Consider the following 25655-nt stretch of genomic DNA (forward strand, 5'->3'; position numbering starts at 1 on the left):
CTCGGGTTCCGCTGAGCGGAGGGGGCGGGTTGTGCTGGTGGGGCGCAGGGTAGGTAAGGTAAGGCGACCCTAAGTGGAATCTGGCGCTCCGCTGTGAGGGTCGCGAGCCGTCCCCGCATGCGTACAGGAGATCCCTCATGTCCCTCCGCCGTCGTGGCACCGCTGCCGCCGCCCTCAGCCTCGCCGCCGCGCTCACCCTCGCGGCCTGCGGAGGCGGTGACGGCTCATCGGACGGGGCCAAGAAGGACGAGGGCGGCAAGAAGAAGGACGTCGCCGTCGGCGGCAAGGACTTCGGCGACGCGGCCGCCAAGACCGCCGCCATGGGGACGGACGCGAAGCCGGGGCAGTTCCCGCGCACCCTCACCCACGCCCTCGGGAAGACCGAGATCCCCGCCGCGCCCAAGCGCGTGGTCGTCCTCGACGTCGGCGAGCTCGACAACGTCGTCTCCCTGGGCGTCAAGCCCGTCGGCTACGCCCCCTCCGAGGGCGACGACGGCATCCCCGGCTACCTCAAGAAGGACGCCGGCAGCCCCAAGTCCGTCGGCACCATCAACAACCTCAACCTGGAGGCGATCGCCAACCTCCAGCCCGACCTCATCCTCGGCAGCCGGCTGCGCGCCGCGGACAAGTACGACGAGCTCTCGAAGATCGCCCCCACCGTGTTCTCCATCCGCCCGGGCTTCACCTGGAAGGAGAACTACCTGCTCAACGCCGCCGCCCTGGACAAGAGCGCCGAGGCGAAGGAGAAGCTGGCGGCCTACGAGGCCAAGGCGGAGCGGCTCGGCACGGACCTCGGCCCCGACAAGCCGACCGTCTCCATGGTCCGCTACCTGCCGGGCAAGATCCGCCTCTACGCCAAGGCCTCCTTCATCGGCACCATCCTGGAGGACGTCGGCGTGCCCCGGCCCGCCAACCAGCAGGTGAACGACCTCGCCGTCGAGGTCAGCCCCGAGAAGATCGACCAGGCCGACGGCGACTGGATCTTCACCGGCGTCTACGGCGACCCCAAGGCCACCAAGCGGGACACCGCCCAGGCCAACCCGCTGTGGAAGAACCTGAAGGCGGTCAAGGCCGGTCAGGCCAAGGACGTCCCGGACGAGACCTGGTACCTCGGCCTCGGCGTCACCGCCGCGAACAGCGTCCTGGACGACCTGCGCGGGGACCTCGTCACGAAGTAGGGCCGCCGGGTGCCACGGCCGGGCAGGGTTGTCCACAGGTCAGGACGGCGGGGCACGGAGGACAGGTAGCCTTTGCTCCGTGCCCCGTCTGTCTGAAGTCATCGCCGAGCTCGACGCCCTCTGGCCGCCCGAGCGGGCCGAGCAGTGGGACGCCGTCGGCACCGTCTGCGGCGACCCCGACGCCGAGGTCTCCCGCGTGCTCTTCGCCGTCGACCCCGTACGGGAGGTCGCCGCCGAGGCCATCGCCCTCGGCGCCGACCTCGTCGTCACCCACCACCCGCTCTATCTGCGCGGTACGACGACCGTCGCGGCCTCCCACTTCAAGGGCCGGGTCGTGCACACCCTGATCAAGCACGACATCGCCCTCCACGTGGCCCACACCAACGCCGACACCGCCGACCCCGGCGTCTCCGACGCCCTCGCCGGCGCGCTCGACCTCCGGGTCACCGGACCGCTCGTCCCCGAGAACAACCTCGGCCGGATCTGCGAGCTGGACCACCCCGAGACCCTCGCCGAGTTCGCCGCCCGCGCCGCCAAGCGGCTGCCCGCCACCGCGCAGGGCATCCGCGTCGCCGGCGACCCCGACATGGTGCTGCGCCGGGTCGCCGTCAGCGGCGGCTCCGGCGACAGCCTCTTCGACGCCGTGCGAGCCGCGGGCGTGGACGCCTTCCTCACCGCGGACCTGCGCCACCACCCCGTCTCCGAGGCCACCCAGCACTCCCCGCTGGGGCTCGTCGACGCCGCCCACTGGGCCACCGAATGGCCCTGGTGCGAGCAGGCCGCCGCCCAGCTCGACACGATCTCCGACCGCCACGGCTGGGACCTGCGCGTGCACGTCTCCAAGACGGTCACGGACCCCTGGTCGGCCCACGTCGGCCCGGCCGACGCCTTCCCCGGGAGCGCTCCGAGCGCCCCTTCCGAACCCACCTCTCCTGGAGCCCCCAACTGAACGCCGCGCCCGCCGACCAGATCCGACTCCTCGACGTCCAGGCCCTGGACGTGCGCCTCCAGCAGCTCGCGCACAAGCGCAGGTCGCTGCCGGAGCACGCCGAGATCGAGTCGCTGAACAAGGACCTCACCCAGCTGCGCGACCTGCTCGTCGCCGCGCAGACCGAGGAGAGCGACTGCGCCCGCGAGCAGACCAAGGCGGAGCAGGACGTCGACCAGGTGCGCCAGCGCGCCGCGCGCGACCAGCAGCGGCTCGACTCCGGTGCCGTCTCCTCCCCGAAGGACCTGGAGAGCCTGCAGCGCGAGATCGTCTCGCTCGCCAAGCGCCAGGGCGACCTCGAGGAGATCGTCCTGGAGGTCATGGAGCGCCGCGAGTCCGCCCAGGAGCGCGTGGCCGAGCTGAACGAGCGGGTCGCCGCCGTGCAGGCCAAGGCCGACGACGCCACCACCCGCCGCGACACCGCGCAGACCGAGCTGGACGCCGAGAGCGCCTCCGTCGCCAAGGAGCGCGAGCTCGTGGCCGGCTCCGTCCCGGCCGACCTGATGAAGCTCTACGAGAAGCTGCGCGAGCAGCAGGGCGGCGTCGGCGCGGCCCGGCTGTACCAGCGCAAGTGCGAGGGCTGCCACATCGAGCTCAACATCACCGAGCTCAACGAGGTCCGCGCGGCCGCCGCCGACACCGTGGTGCGCTGCGAGAACTGCCGCCGGATCCTGGTCCGTACGTCCGAGTCCGGCCTGTAGGGACCGTCCGTCATGACGCAGTCGAGGGAGCTGATCGTCGAGGCCGACGGGGGTTCCCGGGGCAACCCGGGACCCGCCGGTTACGGGGCGGTGGTCCTGGACCCGGTGACGGGGGAGACCCTGGCGGAGCGGGCCGAGTTCATCGGCGTCGCGACGAACAACGTCGCCGAGTACAAGGGCCTGGTGGCCGGTCTGACGGCCGCCCGGGAGCTGTTCCCGGACTGCACGGTCCACGTCCGCATGGACTCCAAGCTGGTGGTCGAGCAGATGTCCGGCCGCTGGAAGATCAAGCACCCCGACATGAAGCCGCTGGCGGCCGAGGCCGCCCGCGCCTTCCCGCCGGGCCGGGTCCGCTACGAGTGGATCCCCCGCGAGCGCAACAAGCACGCGGACCGGCTGGCCAACGAGGCGATGGACGCGGGGCGCCGGGGCGAGCAGTGGAGCCCCGCCGCGTCGACCGCCGCCCTGGACCTGACGGCCGACCTGGCCGCCGCCCGCAAGGCGGCGGGCGACGCGACGGCCGGCGCGGCCAGGGCGCGGGCGGCCCTGGCGGGCGCGGGTGCCGCGGGCGGTTCGGCGTCCGGCGGTTCGGCGTCCGGTGGTTCGGCGCCGGGCGGTGCCGCGTCCGGTGGTTCGGCGTCCGGTCGTCCGACCTCCCCCGCCGGCGACTCGGCCGCCCCCGCCTTCGGGGCCGTCACCCCGGACGAGGGCCTCTTCGCCCCCGACGAGGCCGTGGCCGCCCAGGCCCGCGCCTCCCTGAGCGCCGCCGCGGCGGCGGACCGCGAGGCGGCGACGGGCGACTTCGAGGCGGAGGCGGCCCACGCGCAGGCCCCCCGCCGCCCCGGCCGCCCCGGGCTGGGCGGCCCCCGACATGGGCGCCCCGGCGACCTTCGTGCTGCTGCGGCACGGCGAGACGGCCCTCACCCCCGAGAAGCGCTTCTCCGGCAGCGGCGGCGGCGACCCCGAGCTGTCCCCGGCCGGCCGCCGCCAGGCCGAGGCCGTGGCCGCCGCGCTCGCCGCGCGCGGCACGATCCAGGAGATCGTCAGCTCGCCCCTCACCCGTTGCCGCCAGACCGCCGAGGCCGTCGCCGCCCGCCTCGGCCTGGACGTGCGGATCGAGAACGGGCTGCGCGAGACCGACTTCGGCGCCTGGGAGGGCCTCACCTTCGCCGAGGCCCGCGAGCGGTACAAGGACGACCTCGACGCCTGGCTCGCCTCCCCGAAGGCCGCCCCGACCGGCGGCGGCGAGAGCTTCGCGACCGTCGCCCGCCGGGTCGCCGCCACCCGCGACCGCCTGACCGCCGCCTACGCGGGCCGCACGGTCCTGCTCGTCACCCACGTGACCCCCATCAAGACCCTGATCCGCCTCGCCCTCGGCGCCCCGCCGGAGTCCCTGTTCCGCATGGAACTCTCGGCGGCATCGATCTCGGCGGTCGCCTACTACGCGGACGGCAACGCGTCGGTACGGCTCCTGAACGACACCTCGCACCTGAGGTGAGCCGACTGCTGTGAGCCGGCGGCCGTGAGCCGACGGCCGTGAGCCGGTGGGCGGGGCCCGGGAAATCGCTGGACCCGGCCCCCCCGATACCGCGCCCGCGGCTCCGGAGGCGCCGTCACCGTCGCCGTCAGCCGTGCCGCCCCCGACGCGGGTGCCGGGGAGGTGCTGCCCCTCACCGACCTGGCGAACCCCACCGGCAACGCGCTCTACCAGCGGCTCGGTTACCGGCCGCTCGGCGACCGCAGCGCCGTCGCTTGGGCCTGACGCGCGTCCGCGCGGGGCAGGCCCGCCGCCTCGCGGGCCAGGGTCTCGATTCGGCCCCAGTCGCGGGCCGCGAGGGCGTCCGTGGGGAGCATCCAGGTGCCGCCGACGCAGCCGACGTTGGGCAGGGCGAGGTAGGACGGGGCCGAGGCGAGGGAGATGCCGCCCGTCGGGCAGAAGCGGGCCTGGGGGAGGGGGCCCGCGAGGGACTTCAGGTACGGCACCCCGCCCGCCGCCTCCGCCGGGAAGAACTTCATGTCCGTCACTCCGCGTTCGAGCAGCGCCACGACCTCCGAGGTCGTCGAGACACCGGGCAGGAACGGCACGCCCGAGCCGCGCATCGCCGCCAGGAGGGCGTCCGTCCACCCGGGGCTCACCAGGAAGCGCGCCCCCGCGCCGACCGCGTCCGCCGCGTTCGCGGGCGACACGACCGTGCCCGCGCCGACGACCGCCTCCGGGACCTCCGCCGCGATCGCCCGGATCGCGTCGAGGGCGGCCGGGGTGCGCAGGGTCACCTCGATCGCGGGCAGCCCGCCGGCCACCAGGGCGCGGGCCAGCGGTACGGCGTCGGCGGCGTCCTCGATCACGACGACCGGGACGACGGGGGCGGCGGGGGCAAGGTCAAGCACGCTCGTCATGGCCCCATCCTGCCGACGGTGAGCGGGCTGTGCAACGAGCGTTGCGTATGTTGCAACGGTAGGGAGTTCGGAGGCCGGGAGACCCGGAGACCGGGAGACCGGGAGAACCCGGCACCCCGAGGTCCGAGAACCCGGCGCCCCGAGGTCCGAGGACCCGGCGCCCCGAGAATCCGCCGCCCCCGAGGATCCGGACGGCGCGCGGCTAGTGGATCTCGTCCACCAGCACGTCCAGCACGCCCGCCTTGGCGCCCTCCTCCACCACGTACCCCAGGTCGCGCAGCGCCTCCGTCAGCTCTTCCCGGCCCGCGGGCGCCGCGCCCGACTCCAGGAGGCTCCGCACGATCCGCCCCTTCGTCGCCTTGTTGAAGTGGCTGACCACCTTCCGGGTCGGCGCGTGCAGCACCCGCACCGTCGCCGTACGCCCCGCCACCTCGCCCTTCGGCTTCCACGCCGACGCGTACGCCGAGGAGCGCAGGTCGAGCACCAGGCCGTCCCCGGCCTCCTCCGGCAGGACCGAGGCCATCGCCCCGCGCCAGTGCGCCCCCAGGGCGCCGAGACCCGGCAGCTTCACGCCCATGGAGCAGCGGTACGACGGGATCCGGTCGCCCACCCGAACGGCGCCCCACAGCCCCGAGAAGACCAGCAGCGAGCGCTCCGCCCGTCGCCGGGCCGCCGCGTCCAGCGTCGCCAGGCCCAGCGCGTCGTACAGGACCCCCGTATAGACCTCGCCCGCGGGCCGCGCGCCGGCCGTCCGCAGCTCCGTGTTCTTCGCGATCTCGCCGCGCAGGCCCTCGCTCAGCCCCAGCACCTCGCGCGCCTTCTCCTCGTCGGCGGCGCACAGCTCGACCAGCTCGTCGAGGACCGCGGCCCGCGCCTCCGCGAGCCCCGGCAGCGAGAGCGACTCCGGCTTGAGCGGCGCCCCGCTCCCCGAGGGGGCCTTGCCTTCGGAGGGCGGCAACAGGACGAGCACGGCGGTTCTCCTTCGTACGTACGGGGGGTGGGGGTGCGGCCCCGGGCCCCAGGGTACGAGGTGGCGAAGGGGCCGCGGCGCCGCCGCCCGCGACGAGGTGCCGCCCCCCACCCCCCCGTCCTACGCTCGGTCCATGCCCCGCCGACACCTCCACGTGACCGCCGCAGCGGACGCTCCGCTGTCGGCCGCCCTGCGTGCCCTCCGTACCGATCTGGGTCTGCCCGAGGCCTTCTCGCCGGTGGTCCTCGCCGAGGCGGAAGCCGCCGCCGCGGCGCCGCACCTGCCCGGCTACGACGCCACGGACATCCCCTTCTTCACCATCGACCCGCCGACCTCCCGGGACCTGGACCAGGCCATGCACCTGGCCCGCCGCCCCGAGGGCGGCTACCGCGTCCACTACGCCATCGCCGACGTCGCCGCCTTCGTCGCCCCGGGCGGCGCGATCGACGCCGAGGCGCACAAGCGGGTCACCACCCTCTACCTCCCCGACGGCAAGGTGCCGCTGCACCCCGCCGTGCTCTCCGAGGGCGCGGCCAGCCTCCTCCCCGGCAACACCGCCCCCGCCCTCCTCTGGCGCATCGACCTCGACGCCGACGGCCGGCAGGTCGCCGTCGACGTGCGCCGCGCCCTCGTCCGCAGCCGCACCAAGCTGGACTACGCGGGCGCGCAGGCCCTGATCGACGCGGGCACCGCCGAGGAGCCGCTCGCCCTCCTCGCGCACATCGGACCGCTGCGCGAGCAGCTGGAGATCGAACGCGGCGGCGTCTCCCTCAACGTCCCCGAACAGGAGGTCGTCGAGACCGGCGGCACCTACACGCTCCACTACCGCGCCCCGCTGCCCGTCGACGGCTGGAACGCCCAGATCTCCCTGCTCACCGGAATGGCCGCCGCCGACCTGATGATCGCCGCGGGCACCGGCGTGCTGCGCACCCTGCCGCCCGCCCCCGACGGGGCCGTCGCCAGGCTGCGGCTCTCCGCCAAGGCCCTCGGGATCGACTGGCCGCACCACGTCTCGTACGCGGAGCTCATCCGCTCCCTCGACCCGGACAACCCCCGGCACGCCGCCTTCCTCCAGGACGCCACCAGCCTGCTGCGCGGCTCCGACTACACCCCCTTCACCGGCGGACACGTCCCCACCCCGGCGGTCCACGCGGCCGTCGCCGACGAGTACACCCACTGCACGGCCCCGCTGCGCCGGCTCATCGACCGCTACACCGGCGAGCTGAGCCTCGCCGCGGCCGCCGGCACGGCGCCGCCCGAGTGGGTGCTGAGCGCGCTCGACACGCTGCCCCAGGACATGGCGAGGGGGACGAAGCTCGCCAACAAGGCCGAGCGGGAGAGCGTCGACATCGTCGAGGCGGCCCTGATGAGCCACCGGATCGGCGAGACCTTCGACTCCGTCGTCATCGACGTCCAGGAACACGAGCCCGACGTCGGCACCGTGCACCTGCCGGACCCGGCGGTGATCGGCCGGGTCGAGGCCGACGGGGCGCCGCTGCCGCTCGGCGACCCGCTGCGGGTCAGGCTGACGAAGGCGGATCCTGGACGGGCGAAGGTGCTGTTCGCGCCCGCGTAGCCGGGTCGAGCGCCCCGCGCAGCGCCCGTACGAGCGCCCGGGCGTCGTCCGCGTGGAGCCGGACGGTGTGCACGGGCCGGGGCGCGCCGAACAGCCGGGGCGCGGGCACGGGTGCGGTGAGCTCCAGCGTGAGGGAGGTCTGCGAACCCACCGCCAGGTTCAGCTCGCCCTCCGCCTTCTCGTGCGAGAACAGCGACTCGTGGCGGACGGCGGCGATCCGCTCCAGCGGGATGCGCAGGTCCACGTGGGCCGCCTGCCGCACCCGCAGCGCGTCCCCGGTCAGGAGGTGCGGCCGGGTCGCGGAGGCGGCGTGCAGCCCGAGCACGAAGAGCACGGTGTACACGTCGAGCACCAGGACGACGGCGTGCACCGCGGGCCAGTCGGCCAGCAGGTACGACATGCCGACCGTCTCCACGACGCACACGAAGGCGAAGCCGTACATGAGGGCCGCCTGGTCCCGCGCGTGCGGGAACGCCGTGGTGCCCGGCCCGGCCCCGTGCGGGCGCCGGGCCACCCAGCGGGCCAGGCTCGCGAGCAGCCGCAGCTCGTGCCCGACCAGCCGCAGCACCGGCTCCGGCACGAGCCGTTCGAGCGCGGCCCGGGCGGACAGGCCGCGCCGCCGCAGCCGCAGGAAGGCGACGGCCTCGACGGTCAGCAGCAGGGCCACGGCCGCCTCGGCGACGGCGAGGACGGGCGTGGGGACCCGTACCCCGGCGACGAGACAGACCACGAGGACCAGCTCGGCGGGGAGGAGGGCGTAGGCGGCGTACCTCATCGCGTCCGCTCCCACACCAGACGCAGCCCCTGGCGCACGGCGGCGGCCTGGGCCGGGGAGAGGTCGCCGAAGAAGACGTCGGCGAGCCCGCTCTCGGGCAGCTCGAGCCCGGCCTCGTCCGGCAGGCAGGCGGCGAGCTCCGCGGCCGCCTCCGCGACCCGGGGGTCGCCGGGCGCCGCGTCGGCGAGGGCGTCGAGCCGCGCGTACACCGCGGGCGCGTGCCCGGACGCCTTCCGCATCAGCTCCATCAGCCGGGCCCGCTCCTCGGCCGGGACCACGGTGTCGAGCAGGGTCAGCAGCTCCCGGTCCTTCACGGCCATCGGCGACGCGGCCAGTCCGGGCGCGTCACCCAGTTCGGCGAGCAGCTCCGCCAGCTCCGCCGACACCGGCCCGTCCGCCGCCAGCCGCCCCGCCCGCGCCTGCCCGAGCAGCTCCGCGAGCCGCGCCCGCCGCTCCCGGATCACCCCCTCCTGGCGCGCCAGGTCCCCGTCCAGCTCCTCCAGGATCTCCACCAGCTCCCGCCCGGCCTGGTCCGCGAGCACGTCCCGCACCTCGTCGAGCCCGAGCCCCAGCTCGGTCAGCCGCCGGATCCGCGCGAGCACCACGGCGTCCCGGACCCCGTACTCCCGGTACCCGTTCGCCCGCCGCTCGGGCTCGGGCAGCAGCCCGAGGTGGTGATAGTGCCGCACGGCCCGCGGGGTGACCCCGACGAGTGCGGCGATCTCGCCGATACGCATGCCCTTGCCCATGGCCCCAGTAGAAACCTTGACGCTGCGACAAGGTCAAGCCGCCCTCCCCGGCCCGTCCCGGATCACCGTCCCCCGTCCTCTCCTCGGCGGCCACCGCGAGCGGCACCGCGTGCCGTTCGGCAAGGCCCTCGCTCCCCCCGACCCCTTCGGCTTCGACCTGGAGACGGCCGACTTCGTCCGAATCGGCAGGTAGCATGGTCGGCACGGCAGACGAGCCGGGCGGGCGGCCGCGTGGAGACCTTCGGGTCTTCCCGAGGAACGTCCGGGCTCCACAGGGCAAGGTGGTGGCTAACGGCCACCCGGGGTGACCCGCGGGACAGTGCCACAGAAAACAGACCGCCGGGGACCTCGGTCCTCGGTAAGGGTGAAACGGTGGTGTAAGAGACCACCAGCGCCTGAGGTGACTCAGGCGGCTCGGTAAACCCCACCAGGAGCAAGGTCAAAAGGGAACGCCTCGGTGTTCCTGCGCGGACGTTCGAGGGCTGCCCGCCCGAGTCCGCGGGTAGACCGCACGAGGCCGGCGGCAACGCCGGTCCTAGATGGATGGCCGTCACCCCGACGACCGCGAGGTCCCGGGGTACAGAACCCGGCGTACAGCCCGACTCGTCTGCCCCTCACACGCGAGCGAGGCCCCCGTTCCGACGGGGGCCTCGGCCCGTTGGTCCGGGTGGGGGCCGTCGTGGTGTCGGTCCGGGGGGCGGGCCCGTGCCCGGTGTACCGGTGGGGCATGACCATTCCCGTGGAACAGCTCAGTGATCCCACCGTGCGGGCCTTCGTCACCGCGCTCAACGCCCATGACCGGCAGGCCTTCGCCGCCGTCCTCGCTCCCGGCGCCACCATGTCCGACGACGGGTCGGACCGGGACGTGAACGACTGGACCGAGCGGGAGATCTTCTCCTCGGGCGGGCGCATGGAGGTCGAGGCGGAGGCGGACGGCGGTCGGGCGCTGGTGGCCACGTACACCAATGACACCTGGGGGGCGATGCGGACCGCCTGGCGGTTCACCGTCGACGGCGGGCAGATCGCGCGGTTCGAGACCGGGCAGGCCTGACGAGGTCCCGGGCGGGGCTCAGCCCCGCCCGATGTACGGCATCGTCGTCGCCATCACCGTCGCGAACTGCACGTTCGCCTCCAGCGGCAGTCCCGCCATGTGCACCAGCGTCGCCGCCACGTCCGCCGCGTCCATGACCGGCTCCGCCGCCAGCTCGCCGTTGGCCTGGAGGATGCCGGTCTGCATGCGGGCGGTCATCTCCGTCGCCGCGTTGCCGATGTCGAGCTGACCGCAGGCGATCCGGTACGGACGCCCGTCCAGCGACAGGGACTTCGTCAGGCCCGTCATCGCGTGCTTCGTCGCCGTGTACGCGATGGAGTGGGGGCGCGGCACGTGCGCCGAGATGGAGCCGTTGTTGATGATCCGGCCGCCCTGCGGCGACTGGTCCTTCATCGCGCGGAACGCGGCCTGCGCGCACAGGAACGCGCCCGTCAGGTTGACGTCCACCACCGCGCGCCAGGTCTCGGGGTCCAGCTCCTCCACGGGGACGCCGCCGCCCGCGAACGTACCCGCGTTGTTGAAGAGCAGGTCGACCCGGCCGAACCGGTCCCGCACGGCCTCGAAGAGGGACGCCACCTGCTCGGGCGAGGTCACGTCGGTGGGGACGCACAGCACCTCGGCGGAGGGGAGGGCGGCCGCCGTCTCCTCCAGGGGGGCCAGGCGGCGGCCCGCCAGCGCCACCGACCAGCCGGCCGCCGCCAGGGCCCGCGCCACGCTCCGGCCGATGCCCGATCCCGCTCCCGTCACCACTGCGATGCTCATGGGCGCGCAGCGTACGGCAGACCCGTGCCCCATGAACTCATCCGTCCGACACGTGGATGTTCTGTACCCGACAACGTGAGGTCGTCCCGTACCCCTGCAATAAAACGGAAGGACAACATCCGTCAGGGGAGGGGTACATGACCGCCACGCAGACCCACGCCGACGAACTCCGCGCCGTCGCGCGCCACTTAGGACGCCGCCGCTTCCTCACGGCCACCGGTGCCGCCGCCGCGCTCGCCTTCGCGGTGAACCTGCCCGCCGCCGGCACGGCCGCCGCCGCCGAGCTCGACGCCCGCCGCATCACCGACGACCCGTTCACCCTCGGGGTGGCCTCCGGCGACCCGCTGCCCGGTTCGGTGCTGCTGTGGACGCGGCTCGCCCCGCGCCCGTACGAGACCGGCGGCGGCCTGCCCGCCGGCGGTCGGGTCACCGTCCAGTGGGAGCTCGCCCACGACGAGCGCTTCCGGCGGGGGGTCCGGCGCGGCACCGCGCTCGCCCACCCCGAGTTCGACCACACCGTGCACGTCGAGGTCGACCACCTCGCCCCCGGCCGCGTCTACTTCTACCGCTTCCGCGCCGGGGCCTGGACCAGCCCGGTCGGCCGCACCCTCACCGCCCCCGCGCCCGGCGCGGACAACACCCGTCTGAAGCTCGCCGCCGTCTCCTGCCAGGCGTACCACGACGGCTACTTCACGGCCTACCGGCACCTCGCCGACGAGGACCTCGACGTCGTCTTCCACCTCGGCGACTACCTGTACGAGTACGCCGTGAACGCGGTCGGCGGCGCGCGGGCCTACACGGACCGGGTCCTGCCGGGCGTGTTCGACCGGGAGACCACGACCCTGGACGACTACCGGCTGCGCTACGCCCTCTACAAGTCCGACCCGGACCTGATCGCCGCGCACGCCGCCCACCCCTTCGTCGTCACCTGGGACGACCACGAGACCGAGAACAACTACGCGGGCGACACCCCCGAGAACGACGTGCCGCCGGAGGAGTTCCTGATCCGCCGCGCCGCCGCCTACCGCGCCTACTGGGAGAACCAGCCGCTGCGCCGCCCCCAGCGCCCCCGGGGCCCGGACATGCGGCTGTACCGGCGGCTGCGCTTCGGGCGGCTCGCGCAGTTCGACGTCCTCGACACCCGCCAGTACCGCTCGGACCAGGCGTACGGCGACGGCTGGCAGGTCCCGGGCCCGGAGTCGGAGGACCCGGCGCGCACCCTGACCGGCGCCGCCCAGGAGCGCTGGCTGATCGACGGCTGGCGGGACTCGCGCGCCCTGTGGAACGTCCTGCCGCAGCAGGTCGTCCTCTCCGAGCGCCGCAACGTCCCCACCTCCGCCTTCAAGCTGTCCATGGACTCCTGGGACGGCTACCCCGCCTCCCGGCAGCGCGTCCTCGCCGGGGCGCAGGCGGCCGGGGTGGAGAACCTGATGGTGCTCACCGGCGACGTCCACGTCGCGTACGGCCTCGACATCAAGGCCGACTTCCGCGACCCCGGCTCCCGGACCCTCGGCACCGAGATCGTCACCACCTCGATCAGCAGCGGGAAGAACGGGACGCAGCGGCCGTCCAACCACGCCGACCTCACCCGCGCCAACCCGCACCTGAAGTTCTACGACGGGCGCCGCGGCTACGTGACGGTCGCGCTCGGGCGGGACAGCGCGCGGGCCGACTTCCGCACGGTCTCCGCCGTGACCACCCCCGGCGCGCCGGTCGCCACCGCCGCGTCCTTCGTCACCGAGGCGGGCGACCCCGGACTCACCCCCGCCTAACATAGGGAAGGATTCAACGAAACGGAGCAGCGATGCCGGAGAGCGGCCGGACCACCACCAAACCCCACATAGCCGGCGCACCGGCCGCCACCGCCCGCAGGGCCGGGCTGCTCGTGACCCTCGTGCTCGGCGGTCTCACCGCCCTCCCGCCGCTCTCCATGGACATGTACCTGCCGGCCCTGCCGGAGGTCACCGAGGTGCTCCGCGCACCCGCCGCCACCGTCCAGCTCACCCTGACCGCCTGCCTCGCCGGCATGGCGCTCGGCCAGCTCGTCGTCGGCCCCATGAGCGACAAGTGGGGCCGCCGTCGGCCGCTGCTCGTCGGCATGGTCGTGTACGTCCTCGCCACCGCCGTCTGCGCCCTCGCCCCCTCCGCCGGACTCCTCATCGGTTTCCGGCTGCTCCAGGGCCTCGCGGGCGCGGCCGGCATCGTGATCGCCCGCGCGGTCGTCCGCGACCTGTACGACGGCGTCGAGATGGCCCGGTTCTTCTCCACCCTGATGCTGATCTCCGGCGTCGCCCCGGTCGTCGCCCCGCTCATCGGCGGACAGATCCTGCGGATCACCGACTGGCGGGGCGTCTTCCACGTCCTCACCGGAGTCGGAATCGTCCTCACCCTGGTCGTCTGGCGCTTCCTCCACGAGAGCCTGCCGCCCGAGCGCCGCCACGCGGGCGGCGTCGGCGTGGCCCTGCGCACCATGCGCGGGCTGCTCGCCGACCGGGTCTTCGCCGGCTACATGCTGGCCGGCGGACTCGCCTTCGCCGTGCTCTTCGCCTACATCTCCGCCTCGCCCTTCGTCGTCCAGGAGATCTACGGGGCCTCCCCGCAGACCTTCAGCCTGCTCTTCGGGCTCAACTCCGTCGGACTCGTCGCCGTCGGCCAGATCAACGGCCGGCTGCTCGTCGGCCGGGTCAGCCTCGACAAGGTGCTCGGCTGGGGCCTCGGCATCATCCTGCTCGCCTCCGTCGCCCTGCTCCTGATGACCACCGGTGTCTTCGGCGAGCCCGGCCTCGCGGCCGTCGCCGCCGGACTCTTCGTGCTGATGTCGGCGATGGGCCTCGCCCTGCCCAACACCCAGGCCCAGGCCCTCATGCGCACCCCGCACGCGGCCGGCTCCGCCTCCGCCCTGCTGGGCACCTCCTCCTTCCTCATCGGCGCCGTCGCCTCCCCGCTCGTCGGCATCGCGGGCGAGACCACCGCCGTCCCCATGGCGGTCGTCCAGGTCAGCTGCGCGGTCGCCGCCATCGCCTGCTTCCTGCTGCTGTGCCGCCCCTGGCGCGTGGCACCGGAGCAGCCGGCCGCCTGATCGCACGAGGAATTTCCGGGACGGGTCGCAACCCCCGGGGGTCACGCACGTCTGGTGGGCCGAGGCGCCCTCCGACCGCTCCACCGGATCCGGCGCGGCACGGCCGAAGCCCCACTGACGCCGGGCCCGCGGCCGCAGGGCCCGCGGCGGGCCCGAGCCCGTACCGGCGCCTAGAATCGTGCGGTGAATGGATCCCCCGCCTCCGCCGAGTCCCTGCGCGCCGCCCTCGCCGGGGTCGTCGACGGGCTGCCGTCCTCGCAGGCCGCCCGGGCCGTCGAGCGCCTGATCGCGCACTACCGGGGGACGACCCCGACCGACGCGCCCGTGCTGCGCGACCGGTCCGACGTGGTCGCGTACGCCGCCTACCGGATGCCCGCCACCTTCGAGGCAGCCCGGGGCGCCCTCGCCGCGCTGCGCGACGCCGCGCCGGACTGGGTGCCCGCCACCCACACCGACGTCGGCGGCGGGACCGGCGCCGCCACCTGGGCCGTCGCCGACCTGTGGGACGGGTCCGCGCCCCGCACCCGCGTCCTCGACTGGGCCGAGCCCGCGCTCGTCCTCGGGCGCGAGCTGGCCTCCGGGGTCCTCGACGCCGACTGGCGGCGCGAGCGCGTCGGCACCGCGCTGCGCCTCGACGAGGCGGACCTCGTGACCGTGTCGTACGTGCTCAAGGAGCTGACCGAGCAGGACCGGGCCGCGCTCGTCGCCGAGGCCGCCCGCGTCGCGCAGGCCGTCGTGGTCGTGGAGCCGGGCACCCCCGACGGGTACGAGCGGATCATCGCCGCCCGGTCCGCCCTCGTCGACGCCGGCTTCACCGTCGCCGCGCCCTGCCCGCACAGCGGGGCCTGCCCGATCGTGCCGGGCACCGACTGGTGCCACTTCTCGGCCCGGGTCAGCCGCTCCTCCCTGCACCGCAAGGTGAAGGGCGGTTCGCTGCCGTACGAGGACGAGAAGTACGCGTACGTCGCCGCCGCGCGGTTCCCGACGGACCCCGCCGCCTCCCGCATCACCCGCCGCCCGCAGATCCGCAAGGGGCAGGTCCTGCTGGAGCTCTGCGGGCCGGACGGGCTCGCCCGCGAGACGGTCACCAAGCGGCACGGGCCCCTGTACAAGCAGGCCCGTGACGCCGAGTGGGGCGACTCCTGGCCGCCGGAGGAGGGCTCCTAGGGCCGCAGCTCCTGGGTGCAGCACTTCACGCTGCCGCCGCCCTTGAGCAGCTCGCCCAGGTCCATGCCGACCGGTTCGAAGCCGCGCTCCCGCAGCGGGCCGAACAGGCCCACCGCCGCCTGCGGGAGCAGCACGTGCCGGCCGTCGCTCACCGCGTTCAGTCCGAGCGCGGCGGCGTCCTCGGCGGTGGCGATCAGGGCGTCCGGGAAGAGCCGTTCCAGGACGGAGCGGCTGCCGGGGGAGAAGGCGCCCGGGTAGTACATGACCTCGTCCCGGGCGTCGTCCAGGACGCACAGCGCGGTGTCCAGGTGGTAGTAGCGCGGGTCCACCAGCTCCAGGCCGATCACCGGGCGCCCGAAGAACTCCTGGGCCTCGTCGTGCGAGAGCGGGCTGGAGCGGAAGCCCCGGCCGGCCAGGATCCACGCGTCGGTCACGGCGAAGTCGCCCTCGCCCTCGTTCACGTGCTCCGGCACCCGCACGTCGGCGTCCGGGTAACCGTTCCTGCGGAACCAGTCCAGGTGCGCCGCCGCCTCGTCCGAGCGCTCCGGGTGGGCGAACCTCGCGCCCAGCACGCGGCCGTCCACCACGGTGGCGCCGTTCGCGGCGAAGACCATGTCCGGCAGGCCGGGAACCGGATCGAGAAGTTCCACGGTGTGGCCGAGCGCGCGGTAGCGGTCGCGCAGATCCTCCCACTGCGCGAGGGCCAGCGGCAGGTCGACCGGTTTCGTCGGGTCCATCCAGGGGTTGATGGAGTACGTCACCTTGAAGTGCGTGGGTGGGCACATCAGATAACGGCGGGGCGAGGCCTCGCGCGGAGTGTGGCGCAAAGAGGGCTCCTCTACGGTCGCTGAGCGTTGAGCCCATGGTCCGCTTTCCGGGGGCCGCGCGCAGTGGACCGTTCGGGTGGTTCGGATGACGATCCGGTGGCCGGGGGAGTGCCGAGACGATGCGTCTCGGCACTGCTAGGTTTGACGCATGACCGACTCCGAAGCCCCCGGCAAGGCCCCCGGCTCCGAGGCGCCCCCCCAAGGCCCCCGACTCCTCCCGCCGCAGCGAGCGCTCCCGCCGTGCCATCTACGCCGCCGCCCTCGACCTCGTCTCCGAGAACGGCTATGCCAGGACCACCGTCGAGGGCATCGCCTCCCGCGCGGGCGTCGGCAAGCAGACCATCTACCGCTGGTGGCCGGTGAACTCCAAGCCCGCCGTCCTCATGGAGGCCTTCCTCGACCTGGCCGAGCAGGCGAACGAGGCCCTCGGCGGCGACGCCGGAAGTGAGATCCCCGACACCGGTGACCTCGCCGCCGACCTCAAGCTCGTCCTGCGGGCCACCGTCGACGAGCTCAACGACCCGGCCTTCGACCGCCCCACCCGCGCGCTCGCCGCCGAGGGCGTCGTCGACCCCGCCCTCGGCGCCGAGTTCACCGCCAGGCTCCTCGAACCCCAGCTCCAGCAGTACGTGCGCCGCATCGAGGCCGCCCAGGCCGCCGGTGACGTCGACCCCGCCGTGGACCCGCGCATCGCCCTCGAACTCCTCGTCGGACCGCTGCACCACCGCTGGCTGCACCGCACCCTGCCGCTCACCCACGCCTACGCGGACACCCTCGTCGACTACGCGCTGCGCGGCCTCGGCACCCGTCCGTGAGAACCGGCCCGCCCCCCGGTTCCCGACTCCGGTCACCCGGGGCGCAGGATGGTGGGACCATGGAGAGCCCGTGGTACCGAACGGGCGAGCACGAGGTGTGAGGGGATAGATGGGCGACGGCATCGGCCGCTACCGCGGCACGGAGAGCAAACTCGCACAGTGGCTGCGCAGGCGCCCCAAGCGGAGCGCGGCCGACGTCGAGAACGACCGCGAGAACGCGCTCCTGGCCGTCGCCGCCGCGGGGATGCCGCTGGCCCCCGCCGCGTACCCCGTCGGCTACCGGTGTTCCTGTGAGCGGATCGGCTGTCCGACCCCCGCCCGGCACCCCGTCTCCTTCGCCTGGCAGACCCAGTCGACCACCGACCGCGCCCAGATCGAGCGCTGGGCCCGCAACCAGCCCGAGGCGAACTTCGTCACCGCCACCGGCATGGTCCACGACGTCCTCGACGTCCCCTACGCCGCCGGCCGGGCTGCCCTGGACCGGCTGCTCGCCGAGGAGGTCGAGGTCGGCCCCGTGGTCGTGTCCGGCGCCGCCGAGGACCGCGCGGACGACGGCCGGATGCTCTTCTTCACCGCCACCCGCGGCACCCCCGAGGACGAGGACGAGTGGTGGCCCTGCGAGCTGGACTGCCACCCCGAGACCATGGACGAGCACCCGGGGCTCCGCTGGCACTGCCGCGGCAGCTACGTCCTCGTACCGCCGTCCCGGCTCCCCGGTGACGAGGGCAGCCAGCCGGTCCTCTCCTGGGTCCGCGGACCCGAGCACCCCCTGCCCGAGCCGCTGAACCTCCTGGAGGCCCTCACCGACGCCTGCGCCCGCCACGCGGCCGCCCAGGCCGAGCAGGGGGAGCCCGCGGACCACGAGCCGGCCTGGCCGCTCAGCCGCTGAGGCTTCCCGAGGCCCGAGGCCCGAGGTTCAAGGCCCGAGGCCCCGAGGCCCTCAGCGCGGCGGCGGCGCGGGCCGACCCGCCGTCACCACGACGGACCCGGCCGGCGAGGGGCTACGACCCCTCCGCCGCCGTCACGCCCTGGAGCCGGCCCACGACCGCGACCGCGTCGCGTTCCGTGCCCGCCGGCTTCACCAGCACCGTCTGGCTCGACACCCACCGCTTGGTGACCGTGTTCTTGACCTCGCCGGTCAGCAGCGCCTTCACGTCCTTGCCGACCTTCGGCCGGTAGCCCCGCGCCGCCGTCTGGCGCTCGAAGTAGCGGGTGGCGAAGAAGACCAGCGCCCCGCCGTCCTCCGTCGCGAGCCCCAGCGGCGCGAAGGACCCGGCGCTGTCGGCCCGGTCGACGTACTGCGTGACCAGCCCGGGCCGCTTGGCGTCCTTCTCCCGCTCGGCCCGCCACTCGGTGGTGTGCGGCCCGGCCGCGAACGGCCCCGGCCCGCCGGCGGCGCCCTCCTTGAGGAAGGACACGTACCGCTCGCCCAGCTCCTGCGGCGCGACCGCGAGGCCCTGGGTGCCGGTGCCGACGGGCACCGCGTACCCCGCCTCGCTCGTGAACGCGGGGACGTCGCCGGGGCTCAGGATCGACAGGTAGGCGACCTCCCACAGCTGCTGGGCGCCGCCACGCACGAAGACCAGGAGCCAGCGGTTGTCGCCGGGCCCCTGGTCGGTGTCCCGGTTGGAGTCGGTGTCCGCGACGAAGAAGCGCGGCCAGCCGGCCTTCCGGGGTATGGAGAACTTCGCGTCCGTGAGCTCCAGCGGCCGGTGGTCCGGGTTGCCGCCGGGGCTGGACTTCTGGCGGGAGGTCAGACCCGCCTGGTTGATCTCGCCCATCGGGCCGGTGACCCGGCCCGCGTCGAGGGCCGGGTCGTAGGCCTTGTCGGCCTTGTTGTAGGCCTCGGTGAAGTCCTTGAGGGCCTGTTCGGCCTCGGCCTTCGTCGCGGCGGGCATCAGCTCCCGCTCGCCGTGCACCGTCACACAGCCGCTCGCGGTCAGGGCGAGGACGGAAGCCGTCGCCGCCGCGAGGAGCGTGTCAGCCGGTCGCCTCGACGCCGGTCGCCTCAGCCTTCTCATCGGTCTCGGTCGCCTTCTGCTTCGCCACCCGCTTGGACGGACCCGACCCTACCGGGGCCAGGAACACGGCGAGCGTCGGGATCAGATAAGCGGCCCACACCGTGACCTGAAGCACCGTCGGGTCGGGCTGGAAGTTGAACACGCCCTTGAGGAGCGTGCCGTACCAGCTGTCCGGGGGGATCGTCGCGGAGACGTCGAAGGCCTTGTTCGCCAGGCCGCCGAGGAAGTCCGCCTCCTGCAGGTCGTGCACGCCGTACGCGAGGACGCCGGCGGCGACCACGACCAGCATGCCGCCGGTCCAGGTGAAGAACTTCGCCAGGTTGATCTTCAGCGCGCCCCGGTAGAACAGCCAGCCCAGGAACACGGCCGTCAGCAGCCCCAGGACCACGCCGACCAGCGGCGCGTGCGTGCCGTCCGAGGAGGCCCGCACCGACGCCCACACGAACAGCGCCGTCTCCAGGCCCTCCCGGCCCACCGCAAGGAACGCGGTCGCGACCAGCGCGCCCGTGCCCATCTCCAGCGCCGCGTCCAGCTTGCCGTGCAGCTCGGTCTTCAGGTGCCGCGCGGTGCGTCGCATCCAGAAGACCATCCAGGTCACCAGGACCACGGCGAGGATCGACAGCGAACCGCCGAGCAGCTCCTGCGCCTCGAAGGTCAGCTCCTGCGAGCCGAACGTGAGGCCGGCGCCGAAGGCCAGCGCGAGCGCGACGGCGACGCCGATGCCGATCCAGATCGGCCGCAGGGCGTCCCTGCGCCCGGTCTTCACCAGGTAGGCGATGAGGATGCAGACGACCAGGCTGGCCTCGAGCCCCTCGCGCAGGCCGATCAGATAGTTGCCGAACACGTCGGTCCCTTCTTGGATGACGGGGTTGTACGCGACCTCAGGCGAACAGCGCCCGGCCCCACCAGTCGTCCTTGTCCCGGACGCCCGGAGGGATCGCGAACAGTGCCGAACCCACGTGCTGGGTGTACTCGTTGAGCGCGTCGGACCGCGACAGCGAGGTCTGCACCGGGATGAAGCCGGTACGGACGTCCCGCTGGTACGCGAGGAAGAACAGGCCCGCGTCCAGACGGCCGAGGCCGTCCGTGCCGTCGGTGAAGGAGTAGCCGCGGCGCAGGATGGTCGCCCCGCCGTTGGTGTCGGGGTGCGCCAGGCGCACGTGCGAGTCCGGCTTCATGGCCTTCAGGAACGGCTCGTCGTGCTCCTTGGCCTTGCCGACGGGCGCGCCCTCCTTCTTGTCGCGGCCGAAGATGTCCTCCTGCTCGGCCAGCGGGGTGCGGTCCCAGGTCTCGACGTTCATCCGGATCCGGCGGGCCACCAGGTAGGAGCCGCCGTCCATCCAGGCCGCCGGGCCCTCGGCGCCCTTGCCCGCGACCCACACGTGCTTCGCGAGGCGGTCCGTCTCGGTGCCGGCGATGTTGCGGGTGCCGTCCTTGAAACCGAACAGGTTGCGCGGGGTCTGGGCGTCCGGGGTCGTCGAGGACGTCTTGCCGAAGCCCAGCTGCGACCAGCGCACCGCGACCTTGCCGAAGCCGATGCGGGCCAGGTTGCGGATGGCGTGCACGGCGACCTGCGGGTCGTCCGCGCAGGCCTGGACGCACAGGTCGCCGCCGCTGCGGGCCGGGTCCAGGTTGTCGCCCGGGAACTTGGGCAGGTCCACCAGGGCCCCGGGCCGCTTGCCGGCCAGCCCGAAGCGCCCGTCGAAGAGCGAGGGGCCGAAGCCGATGGTGAGGGTGAGCCGGGAGGGCTTGAGGCCGAGCGCCTCGCCGGTGTCGTCCGGCGGGGCCTCCGGGAGGCCGCCGTAGGCGCCCTCGCCGACCTCGTGGCCGGCCGTCATGCGCTCGGCGGCCCGGGTCCAGTCCTTCAGGAGCTGGACGAGCTCGGCGCGGTCCTTCGTCTTCACGTCGAAGGCCGCGAAGTGCAGCCGGTCCTGGACGGCGGTGGCGATGCCGGCCTGGTGGGCGCCGTGGAAGGGGACGGCCGCGCCGCTCTCCGCGACGGGGACGGTGGCGTCGCCGCCCCGGGTCAGGGCGACGGTGCCGCCGGCCGCGACGGCGCCGAGCGCGAGCCCGGCCCCGCCCCAGCCGATGACGCTGCGGCGGGAGGGCGCGGCGCCCTGCCCGGCACCGGTCTGCCCGGCACCGGTCCGCTCGGTGCTCTGCGCGGAGTTCTCGCTCGACTGCTCGCTCATCGGACCGTTCCCCCTTACTTCACAACCGCGGCGGCCAGCTTGGAGAGCGGCTCGGCGAGCGCGTTGACGCCGTCCGAGAGCTCCTTGCGCTGCTCCTTGCCGACCTTCTCGTACGAGGTGAAGACGTAGCTGGTCTTGTCCGTGCGGTACTTGTCGAGCAGCGTGTTCAGGGCGGCGAACTGCTTGTCGAGCTCGGCGACCAGCTGGGGGTCGTTCTTGGAGGCGACCGGCTTGAGCAGCTCGAAGGACTTCTGGGCGCCCTCGACGTTGGCCTTGAAGTCGACCAGGTCGGTGTGGGAGTAACGCTCCTCCTCGCCGGTGACCTTGCCGGTGGCGACCTCGTCCAGGAGCTCCTTGGCGCCGTTGGCCATGGAGGTGGGCGTGATGTCGGCCTTGCCGACCCGCTTGACCCAGTCGGCCAGGTCCTTGTCGAGGAGGTCGGCGAGCTGCTTCTCGCGGTCGCCGATCTTCTTGTCCTGCCACAGCGCCTTCTCCAGGCGGTGCCAGCCGGTCCAGTCCTTCGCCGGGTCCTGGCCGGCCTCCAGGCCGTCCTCGCGGACGTCGACCTTGGGGTCGATGTCGCCGAAGGACTCGGCGACCGGCTCGGTGCGCTCCCAGCCGATGCGGGAGTCGGCGTAGGCCTTCTTGGCGGCCTCGACGTTCCCGGCGCGGACGGCGTCGGTGAACACCTTCACCTTGGGGAGGGTCGCGTCGGCCTGCGCCTGCACGTACTGGCGGTAGGCGGCGACGGCGGCGTCCATCTCGGGGGAGCGCTTGACGGCGGCGGCACCGGCACCGGTCGCGGTGACCTTCTGCCGGATGCCGTCGCCCTTCATGCCGGGCTTGCAGGCGATCTCGTAGTCACCGGCCTTGATCTCGGCGGTGATGGAGGCCTTGGTGCCGGGGCCGATGTTCTCGCGCTCGGCCACGATCCGGTCGTCCGGGTACAGGACGTAGACCTCGGTGACCTTGGAGCCGCGGTTCTCCACGTTCAGCTTCAGGTGACCCGCGGGGAAGTCCTTCTTCGAGACCTCGCAGGAGTCGTCCTTCGCGATCACCTGGACCGCGCCGTCCTCCGACTTCGCGTCGCTCTTCTGCGTGCAGCCCGTGACGGCGGCCAGGGTCGCCGCTGTGGCGGCGGCGGTGACGACGGTGAGACGGACGGCTCGCATGAGGGCTCCACTCGGGGACACGGCGCTGGGGACGGGGTGAGGCGGACCTAACTTAACCGAGGCTTACCTCAGCCATACCCACCCGTCCAGTGATTCAGCTCTCAGGACCGACGCCCCGGACACGGCCCGGTCACGGCTGGCTCATGGGGACTTCAGGGCTTGGTCAAGGGCCGGTCAAGTGGGGCGGATTGTCCGGATTCGGGTTACGTGCGGGTAGGACGACGGGGGTGCCCGTCCGCGGATGCGGGAACACCTCCACCGGCTGCCGGTAGACCCGGCTCAGCAGCTCCCCGCCGAGCACCTCCGCCGGTGGCCCGGCCGCCGCGACCCGGCCCCCGTGCAGCACCGCCACCCGGTCCGCGTGCGCGGCGGCCAGGCCCAGGTCGTGCAGGACCACGACCACCGCGGCCCCGGCCGCCGCCCGCTCCCGGCACACCCCCAGGACCAGTTCCTGGTGGCGCAGGTCGAGCGCGGCGGTCGGCTCGTCGAGCAGCAGCAGCCCGGTGCGCTGGGCCAGCACCCGGGCCAGCGCCACCCGGGCCCGCTCGCCGCCCGACAGCGCGGGGAACGGGCGCCCGGCGAACTCCGCCGTCTCCGTCAGCGCCAGCGCCTCCGCTACCGCCGCCCCGTCCTCCGCCTCCCGGACCGTCCCGGCCCAGGGCGCCCGGCCCATCGACACCACCTCGGCGACCGGGAAGGGGAACGAGAGCGCCGCGTCCTGCGGCAGCACCGCCCGTCGCAGGGCCAGTTCGGCGGCGGCCCACGCGCCCGCGGGCCGCCCCGCGATCCGCACCTCGCCGGCGGCCGGTGCCAGGTCCCCGGCGAGCGCCGCGAGCAGCGTCGACTTCCCGGCCCCGTTGGGCCCGACCAGGGCCAGCACCTCCCCGGCCCGTACGGTCAGGTCGACGCCGTCCAGGACGGTCCGCCGCCCGAGCGCGACCCGCAGGCCCACCGCCTCGGCGACGGTCCCGCCGGGCGGGACGGGGGAGGGGAGCGCGCGGGTGCGGCGCCCGGGGAACTTCGGAATGCCCAGGATCATGCCCAACCACCGTGCCTGCGACGGGTCCTGCGCAGCAGCCAGAAGAAGAACGGGCTGCCGATGAGGGCGGTGAGGACGCCCAGGGGGAGTTCGGCCGGGGCCGCGACCGTGCGGGCCGCGAGGTCGCCGGCCATCAGCACCACCGCCCCGCCGAGCGCGCTGCCCGGCACCAGGAAGCGGTGGCCCGGACCGTGCGCCATGCGCAGCAGGTGCGGGACGAGCAGGCCCACGAAGGTGATGATCCCGGCCACCGCGACCGCCGCCGCGGTGAGCAGCGCCACCACCAGGACCAGCGCCGCCCGCAGCCGCTCGACGTCCACGCCCAGGTGCCGGGCCGGCCGCTCGCCGAGCGCGAGCAGGTCGAGGCGGCGGGCGTACAGCGGGGCGACGGCCAGACCGAGCAGCGCGCAGGGCAGCACGGCGAGCACCTTCGGCCAGGTCGCCTGGGCCAGCGAGCCCAGCTGCCAGAAGGTGATCTGGGTGATCTGCGCGTTGTCCGCGAAGAAGACGAAGAGGCCGATGAGCGCGCCCGCGAAGGCGTTGACGGCGATGCCGGTCAGGATCAGGGTCACCACCTCCGTACGCCCGCCGGACCGCGACAGCGCGTACACCAGGCCCACCGTCAGCAGGCCCGCCGCGAACGCGCAGGCCGTCACGGTCCAGCCGCCCAGGAAGGAGAGGCCGAGCGCGATGGCCCCGACCGCGCCGACGGCCGCGCCCGCCGAGATGCCGATCACGCCGGGCTCGGCGAGCGGATTGCCGAACACGCCCTGCATCAGGGCGCCCGCGCAGCCGAGCGAGGCGCCGACCAGGAGGGCGAGGACGACCCGCGGGAAGCGGATGTTCCACAGCACGCTCTCCGCGGACCGGTCGAGCGGATGCCCGCCGAGGCCCACCCGGTGCCGCACGGAGGCGAGGACGTCGCCGAGCGGGATCTCGTACGCCCCGAGCCCGGCGGACAGCAGGGCGAGCAGCAGGAGCGCGCCCAGCAGGCACGCGGTCAGGGTGAGGGTCCGGCCGGGGCGGGTCCGGGCGACGGCGACCGGGGCCGCCTCCCGTACGGCCGTCACTTCGGCTCCCCGTACAGCTGGTCGACCAGGGACTTCAGCACCCGGTCGGTGCGCGGCCCGTAGGAGAGGAGCACCCCGTCGTCGACGGAGACGATCCGGCGGTCCTGCCCGGCCGGGGTCTCGGCGACGCCCGGGAGCCGGACGAGGCCGTCGACGCCGCCGACCGAGTCGAGTCCCTTGCTCATCACGAGGATCGCGTCGGGCGCGGCCTTGGCCAGGGCCTCGCTGGTCAGCGGGGTGAAGTCCTTGGTGAGCCCGGACTCCTTGCCCGCGTCGACGGCGCCGGCCGCCTCCAGGAGGGAGCTCGCGCCCGAGTCGGCGCCGCCGAGCAGATAGACGGCGGCCGAGCCGCGCACGTAGAGGAAGGCGACCCGGGGCTTCTTCGCGCGGGCGGGGACCGTCTTCCGTACGGCGTCGAGCCGGTCCCCGGTGCGCTGTTCGAGGGCGGTGCCGGAGTCGGGGACGCCGAGGGCGGCGGAGACCGCGCCGATCCGCGCGGAGACGTCCGCGAGGCGCTTGGCGGGCGCGACGACGACCAGCGGGACGCCGGCCTCGCGGATCCGGGCGACGGCCTCGGCCGGTCCGGTGGTGCTCTCGGCGAGCACCAGGGTGGGCCGCAGGGAGAGCACGCTCTCGGCGGAGACGTCGTGGGCGCGGGTCACCACCGGGAGTTCCGCGGCCTGTTCGAAGGTGGTCGTGACATCGCGGGCGACCACCCGGGGGCCGAGGCCGAGGGTGAAGACGAGCTCGGAGAGGGAGCCGCTGAGCGGGACGATCCGCTCGGTGGAGGTCACGGTCACCCTGCGCCCGTCCGCCGAGGCGACGGTGACGGGAAGTCGGGGCTGCACCGGGGCGGCCGGCGGCTCGACGCGGTCGGGCCCCTCGCTCCCGGCGCTCGGGCCGCTCCGGCCGGCGGTGCCGACGGCGGGCCGGCCCTCGGGCGACGCCGGGCCGCAGCCGCTCGCCGTGAGGGCGAGGGCGAGCAGCGCGACGAGCGTTCCGGCCCTGCGGAGGGGGCGGGGCGGGCGTGTGCGGCGGGGTCTGCGCACCGGGGGCGTTCCTGTCTCTCGGGGGCGTGGACGTCTTGACCGGGTCGTAGCTTAGGTTAGCCTTACCTTAGTTTCCT

24 protein-coding genes, 1 other RNA gene and 2 pseudogenes are annotated in these 25655 nt (G+C 74.1%); 14 read left to right on the forward strand and 13 right to left on the reverse strand.

Annotated elements, in window-relative coordinates:
* The first annotated feature begins 137 nt into the window (after positions 1–137).
* From ABD981_RS28370 to ABD981_RS28390, 5 genes and pseudogenes are all read left to right on the forward strand, one after another.
* Positions 138–1178 carry an ABC transporter substrate-binding protein gene (locus ABD981_RS28370; protein ID WP_046906456.1) on the forward strand — a complete coding sequence of 347 codons (1041 nt, stop codon included), beginning with the start codon at positions 138–140 and terminating at the stop codon, positions 1176–1178.
* Between the two features lie 79 nt (positions 1179–1257).
* The gene (locus tag ABD981_RS28375; protein ID WP_046906457.1) at positions 1258–2127 is read left to right on the forward strand and encodes a Nif3-like dinuclear metal center hexameric protein; all 870 of its coding nucleotides are present in this window, start codon (positions 1258–1260) and stop codon (positions 2125–2127) included.
* On the forward strand, positions 2124–2867 hold the full coding sequence (locus ABD981_RS28380) for a zinc ribbon domain-containing protein (protein WP_046906490.1): 744 nt from the start codon (positions 2124–2126) through the stop codon (positions 2865–2867). The genes ABD981_RS28375 and ABD981_RS28380 overlap by 4 nt, the downstream gene beginning before the upstream one ends.
* Before the next feature lie 12 nt (positions 2868–2879).
* Positions 2880–4365 (forward strand): annotated as a pseudogene (locus ABD981_RS28385) (bifunctional RNase H/acid phosphatase).
* A 78-nt stretch (positions 4366–4443) separates the two neighbouring features.
* Positions 4444–4629 (forward strand): annotated as a pseudogene (locus tag ABD981_RS28390) (GNAT family N-acetyltransferase); the annotation flags it as partial.
* Here ABD981_RS28390 and eda read toward each other — a convergent pair.
* Both eda and yaaA read right to left on the reverse strand, forming a co-directional pair.
* Complete coding sequence (eda, locus tag ABD981_RS28395; protein WP_046911761.1) at positions 4587–5264, reverse strand: bifunctional 4-hydroxy-2-oxoglutarate aldolase/2-dehydro-3-deoxy-phosphogluconate aldolase; 678 nt, start codon at positions 5262–5264, stop codon at positions 4587–4589. The pseudogene ABD981_RS28390 and the gene eda sit on opposite strands and share 43 nt — an antisense overlap.
* Before the next feature lie 202 nt (positions 5265–5466).
* Complete coding sequence (gene yaaA / locus ABD981_RS28400) at positions 5467–6234, reverse strand: peroxide stress protein YaaA (protein WP_046911760.1); 768 nt, start codon at positions 6232–6234, stop codon at positions 5467–5469.
* Between the two features lie 133 nt (positions 6235–6367).
* Here yaaA and ABD981_RS28405 point away from each other — a divergent pair, with 133 nt between their 5' ends.
* Entirely contained in the window at positions 6368–7810 is a 1443-nt protein-coding gene (locus ABD981_RS28405; protein WP_046911759.1) for an RNB domain-containing ribonuclease, read from the forward strand.
* Here ABD981_RS28405 and ABD981_RS28410 read toward each other — a convergent pair.
* Both ABD981_RS28410 and ABD981_RS28415 read right to left on the reverse strand, forming a co-directional pair.
* Entirely contained in the window at positions 7755–8585 is an 831-nt protein-coding gene (locus tag ABD981_RS28410) for a hypothetical protein (protein WP_046911764.1), read from the reverse strand. The two genes, ABD981_RS28405 and ABD981_RS28410, sit on opposite strands and share 56 nt — an antisense overlap.
* Positions 8582–9322 (reverse strand): MerR family transcriptional regulator, encoded by a 741-nt coding sequence (locus tag ABD981_RS28415; protein WP_046911763.1) that lies wholly within the window; start codon positions 9320–9322, stop codon positions 8582–8584. The genes ABD981_RS28410 and ABD981_RS28415 overlap by 4 nt, the downstream gene beginning before the upstream one ends.
* 28 nt (positions 9323–9350) lie before the next feature.
* Here ABD981_RS28415 and ABD981_RS28420 point away from each other — a divergent pair, with 28 nt between their 5' ends.
* The 3 genes from ABD981_RS28420 to ABD981_RS28430 all read left to right on the forward strand — a co-directional run bounded on the left by ABD981_RS28420 (position 9351) and on the right by ABD981_RS28430 (position 10385).
* Entirely contained in the window at positions 9351–9527 is a 177-nt protein-coding gene (locus ABD981_RS28420; RefSeq protein WP_165591037.1) for a hypothetical protein, read from the forward strand.
* Between the two features lie 18 nt (positions 9528–9545).
* An RNA gene (gene rnpB, locus ABD981_RS28425) (RNase P RNA component class A) lies at positions 9546–9944 on the forward strand.
* Between the two features lie 117 nt (positions 9945–10061).
* Entirely contained in the window at positions 10062–10385 is a 324-nt protein-coding gene (locus ABD981_RS28430) for a nuclear transport factor 2-like protein (protein ID WP_046911758.1), read from the forward strand.
* Between the two features lie 18 nt (positions 10386–10403).
* Here the strand turns inward: ABD981_RS28430 and ABD981_RS28435 are convergent, their stop codons facing one another.
* Complete coding sequence (locus ABD981_RS28435) at positions 10404–11180, reverse strand: SDR family oxidoreductase (protein ID WP_046911757.1); 777 nt, start codon at positions 11178–11180, stop codon at positions 10404–10406.
* Positions 11181–11284: 104 nt separating this feature from the next.
* Here ABD981_RS28435 and ABD981_RS28440 point away from each other — a divergent pair, with 104 nt between their 5' ends.
* The 3 genes from ABD981_RS28440 (at position 11285) to ABD981_RS28450 (ending at position 15393) form a co-directional block, all read left to right on the forward strand.
* A complete protein-coding gene (locus ABD981_RS28440; protein ID WP_046911756.1) occupies positions 11285–12919 on the forward strand; it encodes an alkaline phosphatase D family protein in 1635 nt (544 codons plus the stop codon).
* Positions 12920–12951: 32 nt separating this feature from the next.
* The gene (locus ABD981_RS28445; RefSeq protein ID WP_046911755.1) at positions 12952–14226 is read left to right on the forward strand and encodes a multidrug effflux MFS transporter; all 1275 of its coding nucleotides are present in this window, start codon (positions 12952–12954) and stop codon (positions 14224–14226) included.
* A 183-nt stretch (positions 14227–14409) separates the two neighbouring features.
* Positions 14410–15393, forward strand: coding sequence for a small ribosomal subunit Rsm22 family protein (locus tag ABD981_RS28450; RefSeq protein WP_046911754.1), 984 nt, complete (start codon positions 14410–14412; stop codon positions 15391–15393).
* On the opposite strand, the gene ddaH is transcribed toward ABD981_RS28450, so the two are convergent.
* Positions 15390–16220 carry a dimethylargininase gene (gene ddaH, locus ABD981_RS28455; protein ID WP_338058661.1) on the reverse strand — a complete coding sequence of 277 codons (831 nt, stop codon included), beginning with the start codon at positions 16218–16220 and terminating at the stop codon, positions 15390–15392. The two genes, ABD981_RS28450 and ddaH, sit on opposite strands and share 4 nt — an antisense overlap.
* A gap of 245 nt (positions 16221–16465) precedes the next feature.
* Between ddaH and ABD981_RS28460 the strand changes: the two genes are divergently transcribed.
* Together ABD981_RS28460 and ABD981_RS28465 are read left to right on the forward strand one after the other, a co-directional pair.
* Positions 16466–17035: a TetR/AcrR family transcriptional regulator gene (locus ABD981_RS28460; RefSeq protein WP_345530472.1), complete on the forward strand. Its 570-nt coding sequence runs from the start codon at positions 16466–16468 to the stop codon at positions 17033–17035.
* A gap of 109 nt (positions 17036–17144) precedes the next feature.
* Positions 17145–17924: a bifunctional DNA primase/polymerase gene (locus ABD981_RS28465; RefSeq protein WP_046911751.1), complete on the forward strand. Its 780-nt coding sequence runs from the start codon at positions 17145–17147 to the stop codon at positions 17922–17924.
* A 112-nt stretch (positions 17925–18036) separates the two neighbouring features.
* Here ABD981_RS28465 and ABD981_RS28470 read toward each other — a convergent pair whose 3' ends face one another.
* The 7 genes from ABD981_RS28470 to ABD981_RS28500 form a co-directional block, all read right to left on the reverse strand.
* Positions 18037–19056, reverse strand: a complete 1020-nt coding sequence (locus ABD981_RS28470) for an SCO2278 family lipoprotein (RefSeq protein ID WP_046911750.1) — start codon at positions 19054–19056, stop codon at positions 18037–18039.
* A complete protein-coding gene (efeU, locus tag ABD981_RS28475) occupies positions 19016–19900 on the reverse strand; it encodes an iron uptake transporter permease EfeU (protein ID WP_046911749.1) in 885 nt (294 codons plus the stop codon). The genes ABD981_RS28470 and efeU overlap by 41 nt, the downstream gene beginning before the upstream one ends.
* A 37-nt stretch (positions 19901–19937) precedes the next feature.
* Positions 19938–21248: an iron uptake transporter deferrochelatase/peroxidase subunit gene (gene efeB / locus ABD981_RS28480; protein ID WP_123955177.1), complete on the reverse strand. Its 1311-nt coding sequence runs from the start codon at positions 21246–21248 to the stop codon at positions 19938–19940.
* A gap of 14 nt (positions 21249–21262) precedes the next feature.
* Positions 21263–22420: an iron uptake system protein EfeO gene (gene efeO, locus ABD981_RS28485; protein WP_046911748.1), complete on the reverse strand. Its 1158-nt coding sequence runs from the start codon at positions 22418–22420 to the stop codon at positions 21263–21265.
* A gap of 163 nt (positions 22421–22583) precedes the next feature.
* On the reverse strand, positions 22584–23459 hold the full coding sequence (locus ABD981_RS28490; RefSeq protein WP_046911747.1) for a heme ABC transporter ATP-binding protein: 876 nt from the start codon (positions 23457–23459) through the stop codon (positions 22584–22586).
* The gene (locus ABD981_RS28495; protein ID WP_046911746.1) at positions 23456–24529 is read right to left on the reverse strand and encodes a FecCD family ABC transporter permease; all 1074 of its coding nucleotides are present in this window, start codon (positions 24527–24529) and stop codon (positions 23456–23458) included. The genes ABD981_RS28490 and ABD981_RS28495 overlap by 4 nt, the downstream gene beginning before the upstream one ends.
* Entirely contained in the window at positions 24526–25578 is a 1053-nt protein-coding gene (locus ABD981_RS28500; RefSeq protein ID WP_046911745.1) for a heme/hemin ABC transporter substrate-binding protein, read from the reverse strand. The genes ABD981_RS28495 and ABD981_RS28500 overlap by 4 nt, the downstream gene beginning before the upstream one ends.
* Positions 25579–25655 lie beyond the last annotated feature (77 nt).

This window comes from Streptomyces showdoensis (assembly GCF_039535475.1).
Classification (GTDB): domain Bacteria; phylum Actinomycetota; class Actinomycetes; order Streptomycetales; family Streptomycetaceae; genus Streptomyces; species Streptomyces showdoensis.

Coding starts and splice junctions, on each gene's coding strand:
- ABD981_RS28370 (WP_046906456.1), top strand. CDS start 138: ATGTCCCTCCGCCGTCGTGGCACCGCTGCCGCCGCCCTCAGCCTCGCC.
- eda (WP_046911761.1), bottom strand. CDS start 5,264: ATGACGAGCGTGCTTGACCTTGCCCCCGCCGCCCCCGTCGTCCCGGTC.
- ABD981_RS28405 (WP_046911759.1), top strand. CDS start 6,368: ATGCCCCGCCGACACCTCCACGTGACCGCCGCAGCGGACGCTCCGCTG.
- ABD981_RS28410 (WP_046911764.1), bottom strand. CDS start 8,585: ATGAGGTACGCCGCCTACGCCCTCCTCCCCGCCGAGCTGGTCCTCGTG.
- ABD981_RS28415 (WP_046911763.1), bottom strand. CDS start 9,322: ATGCGTATCGGCGAGATCGCCGCACTCGTCGGGGTCACCCCGCGGGCC.
- ABD981_RS28430 (WP_046911758.1), top strand. CDS start 10,062: ATGACCATTCCCGTGGAACAGCTCAGTGATCCCACCGTGCGGGCCTTC.
- ABD981_RS28435 (WP_046911757.1), bottom strand. CDS start 11,180: ATGGGGCACGGGTCTGCCGTACGCTGCGCGCCCATGAGCATCGCAGTG.
- ABD981_RS28440 (WP_046911756.1), top strand. CDS start 11,285: ATGACCGCCACGCAGACCCACGCCGACGAACTCCGCGCCGTCGCGCGC.
- ABD981_RS28445 (WP_046911755.1), top strand. CDS start 12,952: ATGCCGGAGAGCGGCCGGACCACCACCAAACCCCACATAGCCGGCGCA.
- ABD981_RS28465 (WP_046911751.1), top strand. CDS start 17,145: ATGGGCGACGGCATCGGCCGCTACCGCGGCACGGAGAGCAAACTCGCA.
- ABD981_RS28470 (WP_046911750.1), bottom strand. CDS start 19,056: ATGAGAAGGCTGAGGCGACCGGCGTCGAGGCGACCGGCTGACACGCTC.
- efeB (WP_123955177.1), bottom strand. CDS start 21,248: ATGAGCGAGCAGTCGAGCGAGAACTCCGCGCAGAGCACCGAGCGGACC.
- efeO (WP_046911748.1), bottom strand. CDS start 22,420: ATGCGAGCCGTCCGTCTCACCGTCGTCACCGCCGCCGCCACAGCGGCG.
- ABD981_RS28490 (WP_046911747.1), bottom strand. CDS start 23,459: ATGATCCTGGGCATTCCGAAGTTCCCCGGGCGCCGCACCCGCGCGCTC.